This window comes from Lentimicrobium sp. L6 (genome assembly GCF_013166655.1).
Taxonomy (GTDB): domain Bacteria; phylum Bacteroidota; class Bacteroidia; order Bacteroidales; family UBA12170; genus UBA12170.
Window position 1 is genome coordinate 19,739 of the sequence record NZ_JABKCA010000030.1, and the last position, 17,757, is coordinate 37,495.

The following is a 17,757-nucleotide window of genomic DNA, read 5'->3' on the forward strand; positions in this document are numbered from 1 at the left end:
GGAAAACTTACAAACATAATCTGTTGAAAACGAATATTTATAGCAAATTTAACAGGAAATCAAGAATCGCTACACCACTTCAAACACCATAAAATATTTAGTTAAAATTTAACGCTCTGATTTTTAAAAAAAACACCATTATTTGAGTGGAATCCATTATTTTTGCCAAAACAAAATCAAGCAAAAAAAACTATGAACACCATCATTCAATCAGATTTCAATTTCCCAGGTCAAACAAAGGTTTACAAAGGCAAAGTCAGAGATGTATATTCTATTGGCGAAGATATTTTAGTGATGCTAGCTAGCGACCGTATTTCGGCCTTCGATGTGGTATTACCAAAGGGCATTCCTTACAAAGGTCAAGTATTAAACCAAATTGCTTCTAAGTTTTTAGATGCAACTGCTGACATCGTACAGAATTGGAAAACAGCATCTCCCGATCCACAAGTAACCATAGGCGTAAAATGCGAGCCATTTCCAATCGAAATGATCATTAGAGGATACTTAACTGGAAGCAGTTGGAGAACCTATAAAAAAGGTGCTAGAGAAATTTGTGGTGTCCCCATTCCTGATGGTATGAAAGAGCATCAAGCTTTTCCAAGTCCTATCATCACCCCTACCACTAAAGCAGATATGGGATTGCATGACGAAGATATCTCTAAAGAAGAAATCTTAAAACAAGGATTGGTTAGCCCTGAAGATTACGCTTTATTGGAGAAATATACTGCTGAATTATTCCAAAGAGGTAGTGAAATTGCTGATGAAAAAGGCTTGATTTTAGTGGATACTAAATATGAGTTCGGAAAGAAAAATGGAGAAATCTATCTAATTGATGAGATTCACACTCCAGATTCTAGCCGTTATTTCTATAAAGATGGATATCAAGAAAGATTCGACAAGGGTGAAAACCAAAAACAATTGTCAAAAGAGTTTGTGAGAGAATGGTTAATGGAAAATGGTTTCCAAGGTCAAGAAGGACAAGCTATTCCTGAAATGACTGATGAGTTTGTTCAATCAGTTTCTGAGCGTTATATTGAGCTTTACGAAATGATTACAGGTGAGAATTTCGTAAAAGGAGATGTTAACGAGCTTTTGAATAGAGTTGAAAAGAACATCAACGATTATTTAGCCTAGAGCTTAATCATTTTACAATAACAGAGGTGAGGTTTTAAACAAAATCTCACCTCTGTACGTTTGATACCAATATTATTTCTATATTTGAGCTGCCATAAACCCATACCGGCTCATGAAAAATTATTTCTATATTATTTTTCTTGCAATATTATTCTGCACTTCCTGCAGTAAAGGAATTAGATTCTTAGAGGATTACAAAGAGAAAGTTATTGTATACGGTCTCATTGATCCATGCGACAGTATCAGCTACATCCGTATCGAGAGAGCCTTTTTCTCAGAAGGAAACATTCTTGAAGACGCACAAGTTCAAGACTCCAATCAATTCACTTATAAATTAGATGTAAAACTCAAACAGGGTAATAAAACCATTACTTTTGATACCATAACTATCTTCAATAAAGAAGGTGGAATATTTTATGCTCCAAAAATGCTATTATATCATGCGGTAACTAAAGATTTACTCAACACCACTGACTCCCTATATTTAGAGATCTTCAATCCAAAAACAAAAGAATTTACCACTTCTTCAACTATTTTACATGATGGAGATTTAATAGATTTTGTTTATCCGGTCATATCTATTGCATTTGAGCATCAGTATTATATCCAATTTGAAAGCCTACCCAATACAAGGTATTACACATTAGATCTTAGATTTCATTATATGGAACAAACCCCTGGAGACAATAGCTCAAGAAGGTATGATTCTATTGACTGGACCTTCGACCCCTATTTTACTCAAAATTCAGATGGAGGAGAGCAAGTAAAGTTCTATCAATGGGGAGAGACTTTTTACGATTTAGTAGTGGAACAAGTGGGACCTACAGAAGTACTTGATAGATATTTTGGAAATGTAGAACTAAGAATAACATCAGGAGATATTGTTCTTAGAAATTATTTTGAAGCCAACAAGCCTGACCATTCAGTGATTGGCAACCAACTACAACAATACCAATACTCAAATATAAAAAATGGTCATGGTATATTTGCTGCAAGGTCAGGAAATGGAGGAGAATACATATTACACCTTAGAACCATTAATCGTTTGAGAAACATACCAAATTTGAATTTTATTGGAGGCATTCCAAAAGATTAAAGATATGAAAAACACTAGCTATTTTACCATTGTAATATCAATATTCTTCTTAACAACAAGTTGCAATAAGGATTTCAAACTCTTTGAGGATTATAAAGACATCACCATCGCTTATGGCTTGATAAACATTGAAGATAGCATTACCTATCTTAGAATTGAAAAGGCTTTCCTAACCTATGGGGACATGTATGAATCTGCTCAAATTGCAGACTCCAATTTATTCCCTTACAAACTAGATGTAAGAATAGAAAAAGAAAACACTGAAATTATATTCGACACCATAACCATATTCAATAAAAAGGGAGGGATATTCTATGCACCCAAAATGCAGGTGTATTACGCTGTAACTAAAGGTAAATTTGAAAATCTAGACCCTATCAAACTGGTCATTAAAAACCCAAAAACCAATGAATATGCCACTTCAGAAATAATGATATACGATGCATCTAGACTTAAAATAATATCTCCAACTAATTATATATCCTTTGACACAAGCATCCCTGAAAAGCTTTTTATCAACTTCAACACCATTCAAAACACAAGGTTATACCAAGTGGCGATGAGACTATACTATATGGAAGTGGACCCACAAATCCCTGAAAGTTGTATTTATAAGCATATCGATTATTATCTTGAAGAGCAAATTGCCTTAACAACAGATGGAACCGAAAGGTTGAGTATTACTTATAACATAGATGCTTTGCTTGCTGCTGTATCTAACGGCATCCCATCAAGCACAACACTTGAAAGGTATTGGTCGGATGAAATGGAACTTAGCGTCAACACTGCAAATGAAGACTTCATGGCTTATCAGCAATCAACCAGTTCTGATTATTCTATCATTATGTATCGTAAAACATACAGTAATATTGAGAATGGCTATGGATTATTCGCTTGTCGCGCCATCAAAACTAAAGTATTTCAATACGATAATAGAGCTAAAACTAGGATCAAAAATATTGAAGGTCTTAATTTTAAAGGGAGCATAGAGGATTATGAGGATAATAATTAATGATCTAATAAATTAACAACCCGATCGTGGCAACCAAATCATCCTTTTTCACGTTAAAATAATTATATTGCATAATCAATGATGGGAAATATATCACATAGAATTCTTATTTCAATATTAGTCATTTCACTATTCAGCAATTGTAGTAAGGATATTGATATGATGGATGATTATCAAGATACTACAATTGTATACGGATTACTGAGCCCTAATGACAGCATAACTTATATAAGAATTCAAAAAGGATACCTATCCGAAGGAGACATTCTTGAAGCTGCTCAAGTTCAAGACTCCATTGAATACCCTTATAAACTGGACGTAAAACTCAAGTCTGGCTCCAATACAATTATATTTGATACCCTTACCCTTTTCAATAAAGAAGATGGAATTTTTAGTGCTCCAAAAACCAGAGTGTATTATGCCCTTACTAAAGGCTTATTAAACACTAGAGAATATACCCTTCTCGAAATCAACAATCCCAAACTTAATAAACAAGTGAGCTCATCCTCCATCCTCCACAATAGCAATAACATAGAATATTCGGAACCCATATACAACATCGATTTTGAGGATGATGAACTTATAGAATTTGAGACTCAGAAAAACGCTCGGATATATGACTTCACCTTAAGATTCCACTATATGGAGCAAGATGTAAACGATACGAGTACTAGAGAATATCTATACATAGATTGGGGATTTCCAAGAACGATTACCAGGGATATTCTTGGCGGTGAAACCATTCAGCATTTTATTGCTGGACAAAGTTTCTACCCTTTTTTAACTAGCCACATTGAAGAAACCTCCACCAAGCAAAGATATTATGGGAAAATAGAATTAATGATCAGTTCCATTGACAATACATACCATACCTATTTAGAAGCCAATAGCCAAGAAGGTTCAATGGTTATGGAAGAACCACTATTCACAAATATCAATAACGGATTGGGAGTTTTTGCAGCCCGATCAAATGGCTCTAGGTTTTTCAACATGAGCGTTTATTCAAAATTTCATATCAAGAGAGTACCAGGGCTAAATTTTGTAGACGGAATACCAGAAGATTAAGTTTTGTATTTATTGGCCACAAAAAACCATAAAAAAATATTTAAATTAAAAATCGATAGCCATTTCATTTATTTATAGGTAAAACAACTTTAAAATGACTCCCTCCTATTATGCCTTCTGCCATATTTTCTTTGTGGCTTTCTACCAAAATTCTTCCTCCTAGTTTATCTATAAACTCTTTACAAAGAACCAACCCAAGTCCTGAACCTTTTTCATCAGATGTTCCTGAAGTGCTAATATCAACAGATAGATCGAATAGCTTTTTAAGCTTTTCGTTGTCAATTCCTACTCCATTATCTGAAACTAAGATTTCAACACAACCTTGATTTGATTCAACAGAAACATCAATATTTCCTCCTGGGTTTGTAAACTTCATAGCGTTAGAAATTAGGTTTCGCAATATGGTCTTAAGCATATTTTCATCTGAATAAATCTCAACATCCATTGCTTGAATATGATTTAAAGATATACTCTTAATTTTCGCCAATGAGTAGGATGATTTTAAAATAGTTTGGATAATCGGTGATAGATGAAGTATTTTGGGATTAAATTTAATTTGTCCGGTTTGTGATTTTGTCCAGTTCAATAAGTTATCAAGTAAGATAAGGGTTTCTCGAGCTGATGAGTTAATATAACTTAAATATTTCTCAGTTTTATCGACATCAAATTCCTTTAGATATTCTATTAATAGTCCCGATGATCCCAAAATAATATTAAAAGGGCTTTTTAAATCATGAGCAATAATTGAAAAAAGTTTGTTTTTGGTTGCATTAAGCTCTCTCAGTTTGGCTTCACTTTCCTTTATCTCTTTTTCTGATTGTTTTCGATCTGTAATATCTCTAACGCTTACTATAACTTCATTTTGATTTAAACTAGAAAACTTAGCATCGAAATGTTTCAATTCGCCCATAAGCAGCTGATACTCCATTTGTGATTCCCCATCATATATCGCTTCACTTATTTTTTTTAGCATCTTAGCTGCCAACTCAGGTTCGAATATATCTGACAACAATTTATTAATAAATTTTTCAGATTTTAAAAATAATTTATCATTCTTATTTTCTTGATAATAATCAATAAATTTACCTTTATTATCAAAATGAAAAAGAAAATCGGGAATAGTTTTCAAAATGGCCTTAAGCTTTTCTTCACTCTCTTGCAAGGCCAACTCCGATTTCCTATGACCTTCAACTTCATCCTGTAATTGTTGGGTTCTTTTTACTACAATCTCCTCCAAGCTCTCATGAACTTTCATTAGTTCTTCTTTAGCTTTTATTAACTCCTTATTTTGATTGGTAATCTTTTTATAATGCTCTGCAATTGTTGTGACTTCCTTAGGTACTTTATGTTCAAAGGTTTGTAGTAAAAACAAATCATTTTCAATAATATCTCTAAAATGTTTACCTAATTTTATGAAATTACCATTAAACTTATTTTCCTTATTATCAAAAACAGAAATCGTCCCGAAATTAATGCCATTCGGATAATTTATTGAAAACCCTAGGTAGGAAATCATTCCTAGTTTCAAATTAGGATTCTCGCTCCATTCTTTATCTTTTAATGCATTAGAGATTATTAGTTCCTTTTTGCTTTTAAGGTCTCTTTCACAATAAAAACCAGCAGCCATTTTTTCTTTATCTCCTATTTGGTATGGGTTATTTTCTGTTCTACTGGCTATAAAAACTTCCATGTACTTCCGCCCTGTTTTCATAATGAGAACAGATGGAACATCAATAGAATAGGCTAACAAATCGACTAGCTCTTGCCATTTATTAATTATCCAATCAGGCACATCAGAAGTATTATTATTTGTTTTGTTCAAAATATTCTGTTTATCTTTCAATAAATATTTCTTAACCGAAATAAGTCTTTAGGGTAAATATAAGAATAATTATGAGAAATTTGGCTATTTCTCATTTTGATGCCAGGGCAAACGCGTACTTATATTTTTCTAATTATCTTTAACAAAGCTAACGCGGATTTGGTGTGATTTAAATACATTCCATAATGTTAATATTTTCGCACGGAAAACATTTCCGCGCTAGCAATATACCTATAGATTAAACTATTTTCTTCTAAATTTAGCTTTTTAACAAAGTATGCGTTTGCCCTGATTTTGATGCGCTGCAGTATTATCATGTATTTAAAACTAAATATCCCTATGCTAGATTATACCTTGGTTCATTTAAGTAAAAAGATAATTCCAATAGCTGATCAAAATGTACCAACAAATCGTTTTTGTCATTAGCCGCTTTGATTACTTATCGGGCTTATTGCAATATATCTATGGCTTTTAGCACCTTTTTTTATAAATAGAACAATATTATATATGTTTTATAATTGAGCTTCTAAGTACTATCTTACACTTTTTAAAAAGTGTAGTTTATCTACCTTTTTATCAGGCTTTTACAACGATTTCTACAAATAGAACAATATCCCATTTTAAAAAAGGTGTTTTCTAATGCTAAATCATTTCATCTTCTTTATTCTTCTTGGTTAATCACCTAAAATCATCAGAATCCCTTAAATATTTACTGTAAAATAAGGCCACAAAGGAAATATGTGTACTTTTGTGCAACATTACCATAATTGATAGATATGAACAGATTATACGCGATAATATTATTTCTCACCATCCCATTTATGTGGATGAGTTGCGATAAAGATGTAAAAATCCTAGATGATTTTAAAGATATTACCATAGTTTATGGGTTAATGAACCCTAACGATAGTATTAGTTATATTAGAATCGAAAGAGCCTATTTAACTAATGGAGACATTTATCAATCAGCACAAATTGCCGACTCCAACCTTTATCCATATAAATTAGATGTAAAAATAAAATCAGGAAATCAAACCATTACCTTTGATACGGTAACCATTTTTAACAAAAATGAAGGCATCTTTTACGCTCCCAAAATGCAAGTATATTATGCGGTGACTAAAGGCAAATTCAATTCTGATAACAATTATGATTTGGAAATTAGCAACCCAAAAACAGGGAGCCTTATCACTTCCACTTCAAAGTTTCACAATGGTAGTGGCTTGAGATTTGATTACCCCAATTTCTCTATCACTTTTGAAAGCGACAAAGTAGTAGAATTTAAGAGTATCGCAAATGCGAGAACCTACCAGCTCAATCTTCGCTTTCATTATATGGAACAAATACTAAATGACACCACCACTCGTCAATACAAATATGTAGATTGGGTTTTCCCTACTTATTCCTCACTTACCTTAACAGGTGGTGAAAATATGGAAGTCCCATATATTGGAGAAGAATTCTATGCTAACCTCATGAATAACATACCTCCTGCTGGAAATCTTAAACGTTATTATGGCCAAATCGAATTGATTTTAAGTACAGCCGACGATACTTTCAATACCTATTTAGAAGTGAACAAACCCAGTTCTTCTTTAGTTATTGATCGCCCAGCTTTTACTAATATCGAAAATGGATACGGAATTTATGCAGGAAGATCTAGTGGGGGAGGGTTCTACAGAATGAACCTTCAAACCATTAGCAAAGTAAAAACGCTTCCTGATTTGAATTTTGTAGAAGGTATTCCTGAATAATTAATGGAAACCATGTAAAATATCAAGCCAAGACTTTTTATGTTTTGGCTTTTTTTATTCTCCGGAACGCAAGTGTCACTCACATCTTGTAACCTCAGTTTTGACCCATCAAACGGATTTGTAATTGTTAGCAATCCTGATTTCATCGAAAGCATCAATACCCTTATCAACAAATTTCCGAGCCCAAACCTTTTGGACATTTTCTGGACAATGTTCTGATTTTTGGATTTACTTATTCACACTTACGAGTTAAATAGCTACATTTGCTAACAATATCGCTACGTTCCTATATTATGGTAAACAAAAAGTATCGATATTGCATATACATTAGTGAATAGAGTCAATAAACACTCCTTGAGTCGGAGCTAATATTATGAAAATGAAAAATTTTAGATTATTTGCCTTCTTATTTGCAGGAAGCCTATTAGTAAGTTCATGTGCTAAGCACCTTCCAAAACTGGAACAAGATCCAAATGCAACATCTCAAAACGCATCAGGCATGGGTGATGTGAAAGCAGCAGCAAATTTCAATTGGGAAACTTCTACAACAGCCAGCATCGAAATTCAAACTTTAGACCATAGTGACAATGCTTTCCCAAACGTAAAGGTGAGCATCTTAACCGACTTTCAAGACAAAGGTGGTTCTGTTATCATTAATGGTATCAGCAATGCGAATGGTATATTTGAATTAGATTATAAATTCCCTGGTCATTTATCAGAAGTGGTTATTGCCACCAATCATATTGGATTTGTTAATGAAGCCATGGTTCCTATAGTTGATGGTCGCATTAATTATACATTGGGAGGCAGTGAAGAAACAGCCTTAAATCAAGTTTTTACTCCTGCACCACTAGCAAAAGCTTTAAAATCAAGTCATGCTACTAACATGACCATTAATTATATGGGGAGCTATAATAGATGGGGCGTACCTAATTATCTAGAATCTCCTGGAGACGATATTTCTCCTGAATTAATGACACAAATTAACGCCGCTCTTCCCGAAAATCGTCCTGTACCAACATATCATCCTGAATACCTTTACGATGTCAATCGTCAAAATTTAACTCTTGTTGCCGATGCTGATGTATGGGTTACTTTTGTGCACGAAGGAGCTGGATACACCAATGCCCTTGGTTATTATACATATCATAGAGATTTCCCTCCTCAAACTATTGAAGATATTGAAGAATGCAAGATCATTTTTCCTAATGTTTCCTACAGAGGTAGTGGTGGTAAATTAAACTCAGGAAGCAAAGTGCATTTAGGAAGCTTTCCTGCTGAAACTGTTATAGGTTGGGTTTTGCTTCGTAATGGTTGGAATCAGACTTCTCAAACTGTGAGCACAGGCGCTGGAGCAATTTTCAGTGACAAAATTTTAAATCCCGAACCTAATGAAGAGTATAGACAACACGTGGTATTATTGCATAACGAGGGCGAGAATACCTTTGTCATTAGCTTCGAAGATTTAATTCGCCCAGGTGGTGATAATGATTTCAACGATGCTATCTTCTATGCCTATGTTGACCCTATCGACGCTGTTGAGACTATCAACTTCCCTCCTCTTGATTCTGACCCAACTGACACAGATGGTGATGGTATAGAAGATGGAATTGACGAATATCCTGAAGACCCTGAACTGGCTTTCAATAATTATTATAGCAGTTTAGACCATTACGGAACTCTTGCCTTTGAAGACTTATGGCCATCAGTAGGTGATTATGATTTCAACGACCTCGTTATCGATTATAATTTTAATAGAATCACTAATGCTCAAAACGATGTAGTGAAATTAGATGCTAAATTTGTGGTGAGAGCCATTGGAGCTAGCTTCCATAATGGGTTTGGATTCGAGATGCAAGGAATAGACCCTGCAGATATCGAATACATCAACGGTCAAAATTTATTACACGATATTATCGCTACCAATGCCAATGGAACTGAAGCAGGACAAAGCAATGCTACTGTGATTGTATTTGACGATGCTTGGGACCATGGACATGGAAACACCAAAGAGAGCCAAGAGTTTATTGTTCCTGATACCATGACAATAAGCATAAAACTAAGTAGCCCCATGGATGTAGCTGACTTTGGACTAGCACCATTCAACCCATTCATTTTTGTGAATGGTGAAAGAGGCCGCGAAGTTCATCTAGCCAATTATACACCTACCGATTTGGTGGATGCTAGTTATTTTGGACAGTATTCTGACCGTTCTAATCCTGAAGAAGGAAGATATTACAAAACAGAATTTAATTTACCATTCGGTTTAAACATTGCTAGTAAACTTGACTATGCTCTAGAAAAATCACCAATTAACGATGCACATTTAAAATTCATCAATTGGGTGGAAACAAGCGGCAGTAATTATCCAGATTGGTATATGAATAAGAGTGGTTACAGAAACGATTTGAATATTTATCACATCGACTAAGAATATAAAAGAATTAATCAACATCAATCATCAAAAGAGCTGTTCTAACCGACAGCTCTTTTTTTTATCTTTGAATAAAAATGAAAGTTGGTAACCAATCATATAGAACCATTTGGGTAAACCCGGAGAAGCCAGAAGTAGTACAAATTATTGATCAAAGATTCCTCCCCCATCAATTTGTGATAAAGGAACTCAACAGATACAGCATGGTAGCCGAAGCCATTAAAGACATGTGGGTAAGAGGAGCGGGTCTCATTGGAGCTTCTGGTGCCTATGGGATTTATTTGGCTTGCTTGACTTTAAAACAAAATGATAACTTTGATTCCAAACTCACTAAAGCAGCTCAATTGCTAAAATCTACCCGTCCAACGGCTGTAAACCTAAGCTGGGCTATTGACAGAATGTTAGTAGAATTGCAAGATCTTATAGAATTAGAGGAGCTTAAAAATAGAGCACTAGCTATAGCGAATCAAATTGCTGACGAAGATGCAGAAATGTGCAGAAAAATTGGTCAACATGGACTACAAGTATTACAAGAGCTTCATCATAAGAATCCTCAAAGAGCACTTAATATTCTCACCCATTGTAATGCAGGATGGTTGGCTTTTGTGGATTATGGTTCGGCCTTATCTCCCATTTATGCAGCACATGAAAAAGGAATCCCAGTTCATGTTTGGGTAGACGAAACTAGACCCAGAAATCAAGGGGCATCATTAACAGCTTGGGAATTAAAAGAGCATGGCATACCACACAGCATCATTGCAGATAATACTGGTGGCCACCTTATGCAACATGGTTTGGTTGATATGGTGATAGTGGGAAGCGACAGAACCACTAGAACTGGTGATGTAGCCAATAAAATAGGAACTTATTTAAAAGCATTAGCCGCATTTGACAATCATATCCCTTTCTATGCAGCTCTACCCTCCTCCACCATCGATTGGAATTTAAGGGATGGTATTAAAGAAATCCCCATTGAAGAAAGAGATGCACATGAAATAAAATACATGAGTGGACTGAGTAAAGAACACAAAATAGAAGAAATTCTGATCTGTCCGAAAGATAGCCCTGCCGTAAATTACGGTTTCGATGTTACTCCTGCTCGACTTATTACAGGAATCATCACAGAAAGAGGAATCAGCAAAGCCAATGAAGAAGAAATGCTAAACCTATATCCAGAAAGGAAATCATAATGAGCGACGATGGTATTATTAAATTCCAATATGATTGGAAAAAAGAAGAATTACAAAATACAAAAAATCTGGAGGAGCTTATATATTATAGAGACTTGGCCCATGAAAAGAAATATATTGGAGTTTATGAAAATGGAATTGGTTATGGAAATATTAGCATACGAGCAGAAGGTGGATTTTTAGTCAGCGGTAGCGCCACAGGCTCCATTACACCATCCAATTCAAACCACTATTCTTTGGTTCATCAATGGGCTATCAAAAACAATAAGATCTGGTGCACTGGACCAATAGCAGCCTCCTCCGAATCACTAACTCATGCTGTCATCTATCAAGAGCTTCCACAAATTAATGCCATCCTCCATATCCATCATCTTCAACTTTGGAACCGATATTATCATTCTTTACCCTCCACCTGTTCTCACATACCTTATGGAACAACAGATATGGCTAGCGCAGTGAAATTCCTTATCCGAAATCAGCAAGAAGACGAAGGCCTATTTTTAATGAAAGGACATAAAGAGGGATTGCTAGCTTATGCTAAAGATATGAAATCTGTTTTTCAAATTTTTGAGGATCTATTTTAATCATTTGCTAGTTTATTCATAAAAAATCAAAATTGAATCCTGCATTTAAATCTTGGGCTATTATTTCCCAAAAACTAATTACATTTGCAGCTATTAATCAGGATTTTCTTAAGCAATGTTTACACTATACATAAAAGAAATCAGTTCGTTTTTAAATTCATTGATAGGCTATATCGTGATCATCGTTTTTCTATTGATCAACAGTCTCTTCTTATGGGTTTTTCCAACTGAATTTAACATCCCAGAATTTGGATACGCCTCCATGGAATCTTTATTCCTCATGGCCCCATTTGTATTTTTATTCCTCATTCCTGCCATTACCATGCGCATGTTTTCCGAGGAAAAGAAATCAGGAACCATAGAAATCTTACTCACCCAACCCCTAAGTGATTTACAAATCATTATGGCTAAATTCTTTGCAGGTGTAAGTTTGGTTATCATTAGTGTTTTACCAACTCTAGTATTTTTAATCACCATTTATATCTTTGGTTTTCCGGCAGGAAATGTAGATCTAGGTGGCACCTGGGGATCCTATATTGGATTAATATTTTTAGGGGCAGCCTTTGTAGCTATTGGCCTTTTTGCTTCTTCCATAACTGACAATCAAATTGTAGCCTTTATATTAGCCATTGTTATCACTGCTTTTAGCTATTTAGGCTTCGAGATCATCTATTCTCTTGACCTTTTTGGTCCAGTAGATTTATTTATTAAGTCCTTGGGAATTAGTGCCCACTACGCCTCCATGAGTAGAGGGGTGATTGACACTAGAGATTTAATCTACTTTTTCAGCTTTGCTGCTGTTTTCATCATGTTAACTAAAATATCTCTTGAATCACGTAAATGGTAAGCTGACATGAAAAACACAAGAAACAATCACCGAAGAAATAATATACTACAGCTGGTTTATGGTCTTATCATCATCATGACCATCAATATCATTTCGAATTATGTGTATACCCGATTCGATCTCACCAGTGAAAAAAGATATACCCTCTCTCCTGCCACCATCGATATGCTGGAAAACCTAGATGAATATGTATTCTTCAAAGTTTATTTAGATGGGGATTTCCCTGCTGGTTTCAAACGCTTAAGAAACGAAACCAAGGAAATGCTTAATGAGTTTAGGGCTTATAGCAAATATATTGAGTTTGAATTCTCTAACCCTTCCGAAAGCAGCGATGAAGAAGAAAGAAACAAGGTTTATAAATTACTCATGGAAAAGGGCTTACAACCCACCAACCTTCAAGTAAACGACAAAACAGGAAATTCCGCACAACTTATCTTCCCAGGAGCCATTGTGAGTTATATGAATGCCGAAGGGCATGTTGAATTATTGAAAACCCAACTGGGGATGCCTCCGGAAGAAGTTTTAAATAGTTCTGTTGAGAATTTGGAATTCACCTTGGCTAGCGTCATCCGCCAATTGGCAGTAAATACCAGAGCCAAAATAGCTTTTATAGAAGGTCATGGTGAGTTGAGTAAAAAAGAAACAGCAGATATAGGTAATGCTTTATCAGAACATTATAGTGTGACCAATATTCGCTTGAATGAACAAATAACTAGTCTTTCCGATTTCAAAACCTACGACAGTACCGGAAGAATCATCATCACCAATAAATTTGACGCCATTATTGTTGCTAAACCGGATTCTGCATTTTCTGAAAAAGACAAATTCATCATCGATCAATATATCATGAGAGGTGGTAAAGTATTATGGCTCGTAGATCCTGTTTATGCCTCCATGGATAGCCTTCAAAACGCCAGAACAACTTTAGGTTTTGGATTAGATTTGAATCTCAATGATATGTTCTTCAAATATGGAGTGAGGATGAATCAGGAGTTATTAATGGATTTAAATGCTCGGCCTATCCCTATTGTTACAGGTATGATTGGAGACCAACCCCGACAGGAATTCCTACCTTGGTTTTATTTTCCTATTTTAACCAGTGCCAGTAAGCATCCGATAGTGAATAATATGAACTCCATTATGACTGATTTCTCTGGTACTTTAGATACGGTAAAGTCTGAAAATGTAAAGAAAACTGCTTTATTGGCCTCCTCCGATTATACCCGAATATCTAAGTCACCTGCACTTATCGATCTACAGATTATGGATAATCCACCAGACCCTAGGATGTATAATCTGCCACCTAAAATGGTTGCCGTATTGGTTGAGGGGGAGTTCACCTCATTATTTGCCAACAGAATCCCACCTAAATTAGCCAATAACGACAGCATAGGATTTCAAAAAGCAAGTAAAAAAACAGCTCAAATATTTGTTTCAGATGGTGATATTATCAAGAATCAGTTACATTATAGCAAAGGCTATCCACTTCCTTTAGGATTTGACCAGTATACTCGAGAGACATTTGGGAACAAAGATTTCATCTTAAATGCCATGAATTATTTAATAGATAAGAATGGCTTAATCAGCATCAGAAGTAGAGAGATAAAACTTCGTCTATTGGACAAAAACAAGATGGACGAGAATATGTTGCTGATCAAATCGTTAAATGTAATGACGCCCATTGTCCTGATCTTTATCATGGCCTTGTTTCTTCAATGGAGAAGAAAAAGAAAATATACCGTGAAGAATTAATTATTGATTGACATTTTTTTGAAAAAGATATAGAATGAAGAAGAACAAACTCGTTTTAATTACAATGATTATTTTGGTTATTATAGCCATTAGCTTTGTAATGACCGATAAAAACTCTACCCTTTTTGGCAGTGAATCAAATTTCGCGACTAAAGACACTGCCAACATTGTAAAAATATATATGGCCGATAAAAATGGGAAGTCTCTTACTTTTGAAAGGACAGATCTAGGGTGGACATTAAATGGCAATGGCAAAGCCCATCAATTAAATATGGAAATGCTATTGACCACTTTAAAGAGATTAGAAGTTAAATTCCCTGTTTCTCAAAAAGCTCATAATAATGTAGTAAAGGTGATGGCTGGTAATTCCATTAAGGTTGAAGTTTATCAAAACGACCATTATATCAATATGGGCTCATTAAAGTTGTTCCCTTACGTGAATAAATCTAAGGTTTTTTATGTGGGGAATGCCACCCAAGACAATCAAGGAACGGTCATGCTTTTAGAAGGAGCCGAACGACCTTATGTAGTAACCTTGCCAGGATTTAGAGGTTTTGTGGCCGCTCGTTTCACAACTAATCCTAAAGACTGGCTAAGTCATGAAATTTTCAAAATCCCATATCATAGAATTGCTGAAGTTTCTGTGGAATCCCCAGAGCATCCAAGTAAGTCCTACCAAATCAGAAAAATGGATAAGGGATATGAGATCATGTCTTTGGTGAACCGTCAAATACTACCTGTATATGATACCGTGGCCTTATATACTTTTTTAGATGCCTTTAAAGACATCAACTACGAGAGTTTGTTAGACGATATGCAAGAGACTAAGGTAGATTCTATTATTCATTCACAACCTGTTTACATCATTAAGGTAAAAGAAACCAATGGCAAAGAACATGAGATAAAAACTTTCAAAATGAAAGGCTTGCACGATGAAGAATTACATGGTTTTGAAGCTGAATATGATTATGATAGAATGTATGGCTGGCATAATAACCAAATGTTGATGGTTCAATATTTTGTTTTTGACAAAATCACCAGACCCATCGAGTTTTTCTATCTCCACCAAGGCAGAAATGAATGATAGAGAAGTTTAAAAAATCGGGATTTATGGGCCCTGTCCTCACTATTCTGAGTGGCAGCACTTTGGCACAACTTATTCCGCTGGCTTCTGAAATTATTCTCGTCCGACTCTTTACCCCTGCCGAATTTGGTATTTTGGCCCTATTTTTAGCTGTTGCAACTCTTTTTTCTGCTTTGGCCACTGCTCGTTACGAAATGGCTATTGTGCTTCCTAAAGAAGATGATAAAGCGATAAATATATTGGCCTTATCTTTAACCATTGCCCTCCTCATGACTATTCTCTCCGGAATAATTGTATGGATATTTGGAGAACAAATTTCGCAAATAGCAAAGTCTCCAGCTTTATTTCCTTTTCTAAAATGGGTTCCTCTTTTTGTTTTGGTCAGTGGCATTTTTCAAAGCTTTAATCTTTGGGCAACTCGAAAGAAATATTATAAAAACATTGCCTATTCCAAGGTGAGTCAAAGTAGCACCAATGCTTCTGTTAGTATAGGAACTGGATATTTAGGATTTAATTCCATTGGATTAATCTGGGGGCAAATTAGTGGATGGTTTATTGGAAGTCTTCCTTTAATTTTCAAGTTCTGGAGAAATGATATGAGTTTGCTAAAGTCAGTAAATAGAGTAGAGATAGTAAGACAAGCAAAAGAGCATTCTGACTTCCCCAAAATCAACTCTCTACATGTATTAAGCGACATAGGACAACAGAGTATTGTGAATATAATTATTTCGCGATTCTTCTCCGATGCTACTTTAGGGTTTTATAGCAGAATGATAAGAATAGTAAAAGTTCCTGCCGGATTTATTGGTTCAGCTATGGGACAAGTATTCTATCAAAAAGCAAGTGAACAATGGCAAAAGGATAAAGATATTAGAGCGTTATTTACCAGCCAAGTAAAGATGATGGCCTTATTAGGTTTACCCATCTTTATACTATTAGCGATATTTGGAACCCAGATATTTGGTTTTGTATTGGGTAAAGATTGGGCTATTGCAGGACATTATGCTCAAATTCTAAGCCCTTGGTTATTTCTAAACTTTCTTATTTCTCCTTTCACACATATTCCTTTAATCACTCAAAATCAGAAAAGATTTTTTGCGCTTAGTTTAAGTATGAATATCATGGTGATTATTGCCTTTGTTATAGGACATTTTACAGATGGGACTATAGAAACATCTTTAATGATAGTTTGTGCTTTTCAGGTAGTATTCCATTTATACCTTGGCTACTGGTTTTATAAAATTTCTATTCAACATCCTGAATAAGATCAGGCCAGAAACCATGCATTTTCTTTTTAAATTCCTGAGGAGTCAAAGCATCTTTTACATCATAGTCTCCAATCTTGGTCCTCCTCAAAGCAATTAGATAGGCTCCAGAATCTAGCTCTAATCCAAAATCCCGTGCCAAAGACCGAATATAAGTTCCTTTAGAACAAACTATTCTAAAGTCAACTTCTGGCATTCTGATATCAGTGATTTCGAATTCCATAATCTCGATGTTTTTGGGTTTTATCACCACTTCTTCATCGTTTCGAGCATAATCATAAGCTCGCTTCCCTTTGATTTTAATAGCTGAAAACACAGGAGGAGTCTGCTCTATCTTACCCATAAAGTACTTTGTAGCCTCACGAATCATCTCTTCAGTAATATGCTCCGTGGGATATTGATGATCCTCTTCTTGTTCTTTATCGAAACATGGGGTCGTCGACCCTATTTTAAAGGTTCCGGTATACTCCTTAATTTGGGCTTGATAACTGTCTATTTGCTTGGTAGCTTTTCCAGTACAAATAATAAGTAGTCCTGTAGCAAGAGGATCCAAAGTTCCTGCATGCCCAACTTTGTTTCTTTTAAAACCAGTAACCCTAGACATTTGATATCGGATGGAATTCACCACATTAAAACTAGTCCACTCATAGGGCTTGTCTAGCAAAAATACTTCTCCCGCTCTAAAGTCGGGTTTTTCATTAATCTCCATTAAAATCTT

At 35.1% G+C, this 17,757-nt stretch carries 14 protein-coding genes; 12 read left to right on the forward strand and 2 right to left on the reverse strand.

Annotation, left to right across the window (positions count from 1 at the left end; translation table 11 throughout):
* Positions 1-192: 192 nt before the first annotated feature.
* The 4 genes from HNS38_RS09120 to HNS38_RS09135 all read left to right on the forward strand — a co-directional run bounded on the left by HNS38_RS09120 (position 193) and on the right by HNS38_RS09135 (position 4,307).
* Positions 193-1,134 carry a phosphoribosylaminoimidazolesuccinocarboxamide synthase gene (locus tag HNS38_RS09120; RefSeq protein ID WP_172281371.1) on the forward strand — a complete coding sequence of 314 codons (942 nt, stop codon included), beginning with the start codon at positions 193-195 and terminating at the stop codon, positions 1,132-1,134.
* 112 nt (positions 1,135-1,246) lie between these two features.
* Positions 1,247-2,230 carry a DUF4249 family protein gene (locus HNS38_RS09125; protein WP_172281369.1) on the forward strand — a complete coding sequence of 328 codons (984 nt, stop codon included), beginning with the start codon at positions 1,247-1,249 and terminating at the stop codon, positions 2,228-2,230.
* 4 nt (positions 2,231-2,234) lie between these two features.
* Entirely contained in the window at positions 2,235-3,242 is a 1,008-nt protein-coding gene (locus HNS38_RS09130; RefSeq protein WP_172346335.1) for a DUF4249 family protein, read from the forward strand.
* A gap of 78 nt (positions 3,243-3,320) precedes the next feature.
* The gene (locus HNS38_RS09135; RefSeq protein WP_172281365.1) at positions 3,321-4,307 is read left to right on the forward strand and encodes a DUF4249 family protein; all 987 of its coding nucleotides are present in this window, start codon (positions 3,321-3,323) and stop codon (positions 4,305-4,307) included.
* 64 nt (positions 4,308-4,371) lie between these two features.
* On the opposite strand, the gene HNS38_RS09140 is transcribed toward HNS38_RS09135, so the two are convergent.
* On the reverse strand, positions 4,372-6,150 hold the full coding sequence (locus HNS38_RS09140) for a PAS domain-containing sensor histidine kinase (protein WP_172346336.1): 1,779 nt from the start codon (positions 6,148-6,150) through the stop codon (positions 4,372-4,374).
* A gap of 755 nt (positions 6,151-6,905) precedes the next feature.
* Here HNS38_RS09140 and HNS38_RS09145 point away from each other — a divergent pair.
* The 8 genes from HNS38_RS09145 to HNS38_RS09180 all read left to right on the forward strand — a co-directional run bounded on the left by HNS38_RS09145 (position 6,906) and on the right by HNS38_RS09180 (position 17,039).
* A complete protein-coding gene (locus HNS38_RS09145) occupies positions 6,906-7,883 on the forward strand; it encodes a hypothetical protein (protein WP_172281361.1) in 978 nt (325 codons plus the stop codon).
* A 379-nt stretch (positions 7,884-8,262) separates the two neighbouring features.
* Positions 8,263-10,314, forward strand: a complete 2,052-nt coding sequence (locus HNS38_RS09150; RefSeq protein ID WP_172346337.1) for an LruC domain-containing protein — start codon at positions 8,263-8,265, stop codon at positions 10,312-10,314.
* Positions 10,315-10,394: 80 nt separating this feature from the next.
* Positions 10,395-11,507, forward strand: coding sequence for an S-methyl-5-thioribose-1-phosphate isomerase (gene mtnA / locus HNS38_RS09155; protein WP_172281357.1), 1,113 nt, complete (start codon positions 10,395-10,397; stop codon positions 11,505-11,507).
* Positions 11,507-12,091: a class II aldolase/adducin family protein gene (locus HNS38_RS09160; protein ID WP_172281355.1), complete on the forward strand. Its 585-nt coding sequence runs from the start codon at positions 11,507-11,509 to the stop codon at positions 12,089-12,091. Before mtnA ends, HNS38_RS09160 begins: the two co-directional genes overlap by 1 nt.
* 115 nt (positions 12,092-12,206) lie before the next feature.
* On the forward strand, positions 12,207-12,938 hold the full coding sequence (gene gldF / locus HNS38_RS09165; RefSeq protein WP_172281353.1) for a gliding motility-associated ABC transporter permease subunit GldF: 732 nt from the start codon (positions 12,207-12,209) through the stop codon (positions 12,936-12,938).
* Positions 12,939-12,944: 6 nt separating this feature from the next.
* On the forward strand, positions 12,945-14,690 hold the full coding sequence (gene gldG / locus HNS38_RS09170; RefSeq protein WP_172281351.1) for a gliding motility-associated ABC transporter substrate-binding protein GldG: 1,746 nt from the start codon (positions 12,945-12,947) through the stop codon (positions 14,688-14,690).
* A 34-nt stretch (positions 14,691-14,724) separates the two neighbouring features.
* Positions 14,725-15,774, forward strand: a complete 1,050-nt coding sequence (locus HNS38_RS09175; protein ID WP_172281349.1) for a DUF4340 domain-containing protein — start codon at positions 14,725-14,727, stop codon at positions 15,772-15,774.
* Positions 15,771-17,039: a lipopolysaccharide biosynthesis protein gene (locus HNS38_RS09180; protein ID WP_172281347.1), complete on the forward strand. Its 1,269-nt coding sequence runs from the start codon at positions 15,771-15,773 to the stop codon at positions 17,037-17,039. The genes HNS38_RS09175 and HNS38_RS09180 overlap by 4 nt, the downstream gene beginning before the upstream one ends.
* Here HNS38_RS09180 and truB read toward each other — a convergent pair.
* Complete coding sequence (truB, locus tag HNS38_RS09185) at positions 17,020-17,748, reverse strand: tRNA pseudouridine(55) synthase TruB (RefSeq protein ID WP_172346338.1); 729 nt, start codon at positions 17,746-17,748, stop codon at positions 17,020-17,022. The genes HNS38_RS09180 and truB overlap by 20 nt on opposite strands.
* Positions 17,749-17,757: the final 9 nt, after the last annotated feature.

Coding starts and splice junctions, on each gene's coding strand:
- HNS38_RS09150 (WP_172346337.1), top strand. CDS start 8,263: ATGAAAAATTTTAGATTATTTGCCTTCTTATTTGCAGGAAGCCTATTA.
- HNS38_RS09125 (WP_172281369.1), top strand. CDS start 1,247: ATGAAAAATTATTTCTATATTATTTTTCTTGCAATATTATTCTGCACT.
- mtnA (WP_172281357.1), top strand. CDS start 10,395: ATGAAAGTTGGTAACCAATCATATAGAACCATTTGGGTAAACCCGGAG.
- truB (WP_172346338.1), bottom strand. CDS start 17,748: ATGGAGATTAATGAAAAACCCGACTTTAGAGCGGGAGAAGTATTTTTG.
- HNS38_RS09175 (WP_172281349.1), top strand. CDS start 14,725: ATGAAGAAGAACAAACTCGTTTTAATTACAATGATTATTTTGGTTATT.
- HNS38_RS09160 (WP_172281355.1), top strand. CDS start 11,507: ATGAGCGACGATGGTATTATTAAATTCCAATATGATTGGAAAAAAGAA.
- HNS38_RS09145 (WP_172281361.1), top strand. CDS start 6,906: ATGAACAGATTATACGCGATAATATTATTTCTCACCATCCCATTTATG.
- gldF (WP_172281353.1), top strand. CDS start 12,207: ATGTTTACACTATACATAAAAGAAATCAGTTCGTTTTTAAATTCATTG.
- HNS38_RS09135 (WP_172281365.1), top strand. CDS start 3,321: ATGATGGGAAATATATCACATAGAATTCTTATTTCAATATTAGTCATT.
- HNS38_RS09120 (WP_172281371.1), top strand. CDS start 193: ATGAACACCATCATTCAATCAGATTTCAATTTCCCAGGTCAAACAAAG.
- HNS38_RS09180 (WP_172281347.1), top strand. CDS start 15,771: ATGATAGAGAAGTTTAAAAAATCGGGATTTATGGGCCCTGTCCTCACT.
- HNS38_RS09130 (WP_172346335.1), top strand. CDS start 2,235: ATGAAAAACACTAGCTATTTTACCATTGTAATATCAATATTCTTCTTA.
- gldG (WP_172281351.1), top strand. CDS start 12,945: ATGAAAAACACAAGAAACAATCACCGAAGAAATAATATACTACAGCTG.